Here is a 4,564-nt window from a genome sequence, read left to right as displayed (position 1 = left end):
TGGGGAACGCAGCCAAAATATTTCAAACTTCTGTTTGAAATTGGTGCGTTTGGTTCTGGGGAGGACAAAGCCACATGTTGAGGAGAGTTTTTGCAGCAATCATGCTCACTGTGATGTTCAGTGGGCCAACGGCGGCGCAGAACAGTTTGCGCGTAGCCTATGATGCAGATCCGGTTTCATTGGATCCTTATGAGCAGCTTTCCGGCGGCACGTTGCAATTGTCGCATTTGATTTTTGATCCGCTGGTGCGTTGGACGCAAGATCACGAAATTGAAGCGCGGTTGGCCGAGCGATGGGAATATGTCGCCCCGCAAACGATGCGCTTCCATTTGCGGGAGAATGTTCAGTTTCACAGTGGTAATTTGCTGACGGCATACGATGTTGAATGGACATTCAACCGCTTAAAAACCAGTGGTGACTTCAAGGCGATTTTTGAGCCCTTCACGTCTGTTTCAGTGATTGATGATCACACATTCGATGTCAAAATGAGCCAACCCTACCCGCTTGTTTTAAACTCTCTGACCTATCTTTTCCCTATGGATCGAGCTTTTTACTCCGGTTTGACGGATGATGGACGTGACAAAGCCGAGATCGTTAAACACGGCAATAGCTTCTCTTCTCGCAATGCCTCGGGTACCGGGCCATTTATCGTGGCAGAGCGCGAACAAGGCGTGAAAAGCGTGTTCAAACGCTTTGACCGCTATTGGGATCAACAATCCAAAGGCAATGTTGAAGAAATTGTGCTGACGCCGATTAAAGAAGATTCAACCCGGCTGGCGGCTCTGCTTTCGGGAGCGGTTGATTTTATTGCCCCCGTTGCCCCATCGAACCTCAAAAATGTTTCAGACCATCCGCAAACCAAACTCATCACCATGCCCGGCACACGCGCGATCACCTTTCAGCTGAACATGGATCGTGTGCCTGCGTTCAAAGATATCCGTGTGCGGCAAGCTGTCGATTATGCGATTAACAACGCCGGAATTGTTGAGCGCATCATGCATGGATTTGCAACGGTTAGCGCGCAAATGAGCCCCGAAGGATATGTGGGACATATTGAGGTGCTAGCGCCGCGCTATGACTTAGACAAAGCAAAGGCATTGATGGCGGAGGCCGGATATGCGGATGGTTTTCAAGTCAGCATGTTGGCACCGCACAATCGTTATGTGAATGATGAACGTATCGCGCAGGCGGTAGCGCTGATGCTGAGCAAGATCAATATTGAAGTTGATTTGCAAACCATTCCAAAGGCGCAATATTGGACCCAGTATGACGCGCGGGCTGCTGATATTATGATGATCGGCTGGCATTCAGACACCGAAGACAGCGCTAATTTCCATCAGTTTTTGACGGCGTGTCCGAATGAAGAAACCGGGCAAGGCCGTTACAACTCATCAGGGTATTGTAACCCCGATGCGGACGAGTTGATGCAACGCGCGAATAGCGAAATGGACGCGACCTTGCGAGCGGAGCTATTGCGTGATCTTGAACAGATTTTGTTCGATGATGCCGCTTTTATTCCACTGCACTGGCAAAATTTAGCTTGGGGCGTGCGTAACGGCATTTTGGCTGAAGACATTGTGAATGCGCAAAATGCGCCCTATTTCGGCGACCTTGTGATGGAGGCTCAATAATGCAACCCCACAACCATTTTCACTTGAGCTGCAACCGCGAGTTTTATTTGAGATAAGATGATTATTTATTTGGCAAAAAGATTTATTCAGGCACTTCTTGTGCTCGCGGTAATCTCGCTGATTGGGTTTACCGTGCAGGATAATCTTGCTTTCCAACAAGGACTCAATGCAGGCTCGGCTGCGGCGTATAATGTTGAAACTGATGCCGGGTTTTTGACCAAATATTTCCAGTTTGTGTCCGGTGCAATTCAGGGTGATTTGGGCACCAGCTCATTTTTCAAAGAGCCTGCGCTGACGGTTATCCTGAAAAAGATGCCTGCGACTTTGGAACTGATTTTTGCGGCGGCAGTGCTTGTGGGCATTTTCTCCGTGCCGCTAGGCATCTTCACAGCACTTTATCCCCATCATACGATTAGCCGGCTGATTTTGAGTGTTTCTGTTTTGGGGCTGTCTGTTCCCGTATTCGTTACATCCATTTTGTTGATCTATCTGTTTTCGGTGACTTGGAACATTTTACCCTCATTTGGTCGCGGCGATGTTGTGCCAATTGTCGGCTATTGGGAAACAAATTTCGCATCTTGGGATGGGCTGAAACATATTGTTTTGCCCGCATTTGCTTTGGCCTCAGTCATGCTGCCACTTTTTGTGCGGTTGATCCGCGCCGAGATGCGGCAAGTGTTGAAAAGCGAGTATGTGAAATATGCCCGTGCGCGTGGCCTATCGCCCTGGCGCATCTATTTTGTCCACGCATTGAAAAACACATTACTGCCAGTTGTAACCGTTGGTGGTGTGCAAATCGGCACATTGGTGGCCTATACAATTTTGGCAGAAACCGTGTTTCAGTGGCCGGGCATGGGCTTTATGTTTTTGGAAGCGGTGAACCGTGGCGACGCGCCGTTGATCGTTGCCTATCTGATGGTGGTCGGGGCGATTTTCGTGGTGCTGAACACCATTGTTGATGTGCTTTACAGTGCGATCAATCCGACTGTTAATTTGGCGAGGATGGCCGCATGAGCAATTCATATCTTTCGCCCTATTCACGATTCTTTCAAAGCGACCTCACCATTGGATTGCGCCATCATCCTGTGGCTTTTGTTTCGCTGGTGATCTTTGCAATATTGTGCCTGCTGGCAGCGTTTGCACCGCTGCTTGCGCCATTTGATCCGTTTGACACCACCCAAATTGACATTCTCAACAGCGAGCGGCCGCCATTCTGGGCAGAAGGCGCTGAGCCCGCATTTCTGTTTGGCACAGATGATCAAGGCCGCGATATGTGGTCGATCATGCTTTATGGGCTTCGGCTTTCGCTGATCATTGGACTGGGTGCGGTGCTGGTGCAAACACTTATCGGCGTCAGCATTGGCCTGATTAGCGGATATGTGGGCGGCCGTGTGGATAGTTTGTTGATGCGCCTTGCTGATATTCAACTCTCCTTTTCGACACTTATGATTGCTATTGTGTTCCTCGCGCTAACCCAAGTGGTGGGTGGCCGTGCGTTTTTTGCGCAATATGCCCCCTTCCTTTTGATCGTGATCATCGGCTTGGCCGAGTGGCCGCAATATGCCCGCACGGTGCGGGCGACAGTTTTGGCGGAAAAGCAGAAGGAATATGTGGATGCGGCGCGCATTATGGGCTTTGGCCCTGTTCGCATTATGGTGCGCCATATATTGCCCAACTCTTTGGCATCGATCTTTGTGATTTCAACCATTCAAATCGCTAACGCCATTATCGCGGAAGCATCCCTCAGCTTTTTGGGACTTGGCATGCCGATCGCCTACCCATCACTTGGTTCGCTGATTGCCAGTGGATTTGACTATTTGTTTTCCGGTAGTTGGTGGATCACCACATTGCCTGCACTGTTGCTCGTGGTGCTGATTTTAGTGGTCAATTTGCTTGGTGATTGGCTGCGCGACAGCATTGCACCGCAACATGTGCCGGAGGCTGGATAATGGCTTTGTTGTCCGTGCAAAATCTAAATGTAAAGTTTGGCGGGCCTTTTGGCGCGATCACTGCGGTGAACAATGTTTCATTTGAGCTGCAAAAGGGCGAGCGCCTAGGCATTGTTGGCGAGTCTGGCGCGGGCAAGTCCATAACTGGATTTGCCATGATGAATTTGCTGAACGCTCCCGGGTTTATTGATCGCGGCAAGGTGCTATTTGACGGACAAGATATGGTTCGCCTAAATGAGCGGCAGTTGCGGAAAATTCGTGGCAATCGGATGGCGATGATCTTTCAAGATCCTCTGGTAACGCTCAATCCGGTACTCACCATCGGCCAACAAATGGTTGAAACATTGATGGCGCATCGACGATTGCGGCAGGATGAGGCCGAGTTTATTGCCATTCAAAAATTGCGCGAAGTTTATATTTCTGCGCCTGAAAGCCGACTGGGCCAATATCCGCATGAGCTTTCCGGCGGTATGCGGCAACGCGTCATTATCGCAATCGCTTTGCTGCTTGATCCTGATCTTATTATCGCTGATGAACCAACAACTGCGTTAGATGTCACCACACAAGCCGATATTTTGGAGTTGCTGCTCCATTTATGCATGGCCAACAATGTCGGCCTTATTCTCATCACGCATGATTTGGGTGTTGTGTGCCAACTCACAGAGCGCGTAATGGTGATGTATGCGGGCGAAGTGGTGGAAACGGGAAAAACCCGTGAAGTGATCAACGACCCGCAGCATCCTTATACGCAGGGCCTAATTTCCGCATTGCCGCAACAGACTTTGCCCGGCACGCCACTTAAGTCTATCGCGGGCTATATGCCTTCTTTGCTGTCACTCCCTGAGGGTTGTCCCTTTCATCCGCGGTGCGCGTATGCCTCACCAGAATGTACGCGCGAGCGGCCGAGCCTTGTGCAATATCGCGACGCCTCAGTGGCCTGCCACGAAGTGAACCGCTTGCATCAAGAGACATTGGTGGAATAGC

At 50.2% G+C, this 4,564-nt stretch carries 4 protein-coding genes; all 4 read left to right on the top strand.

Features of this window, described 5'->3' with window-relative positions; genetic code table 11:
* Positions 1–74: 74 nt before the first annotated feature.
* Genes ATL17_RS01275 through ATL17_RS01260 form a run of 4 tightly spaced genes read left to right on the top strand, consistent with a single transcriptional unit; the run spans position 75 to position 4,563 of the window.
* Positions 75–1,631: an ABC transporter substrate-binding protein gene (locus tag ATL17_RS01275; RefSeq protein WP_133570970.1), complete on the top strand. Its 1,557-nt coding sequence runs from the start codon at positions 75–77 to the stop codon at positions 1,629–1,631.
* Between the two features lie 57 nt (positions 1,632–1,688).
* Positions 1,689–2,645 (top strand): ABC transporter permease, encoded by a 957-nt coding sequence (locus ATL17_RS01270; protein ID WP_133570969.1) that lies wholly within the window; start codon positions 1,689–1,691, stop codon positions 2,643–2,645.
* Positions 2,642–3,580 (top strand): ABC transporter permease, encoded by a 939-nt coding sequence (locus ATL17_RS01265; protein WP_133570968.1) that lies wholly within the window; start codon positions 2,642–2,644, stop codon positions 3,578–3,580. The genes ATL17_RS01270 and ATL17_RS01265 overlap by 4 nt, the downstream gene beginning before the upstream one ends.
* Positions 3,580–4,563, top strand: coding sequence for an ABC transporter ATP-binding protein (locus ATL17_RS01260; RefSeq protein WP_133570967.1), 984 nt, complete (start codon positions 3,580–3,582; stop codon positions 4,561–4,563). The genes ATL17_RS01265 and ATL17_RS01260 overlap by 1 nt, the downstream gene beginning before the upstream one ends.
* Position 4,564 lies beyond the last annotated feature (1 nt).

The sequence above is a fragment of the Maritalea mobilis genome (assembly GCF_004363175.1).
GTDB lineage: Bacteria > Pseudomonadota > Alphaproteobacteria > Rhizobiales > Devosiaceae > Maritalea > Maritalea mobilis.
Note: the sequence above shows the minus strand (reverse complement) of the source record. Positions and strands in the feature narration are given on the sequence as shown.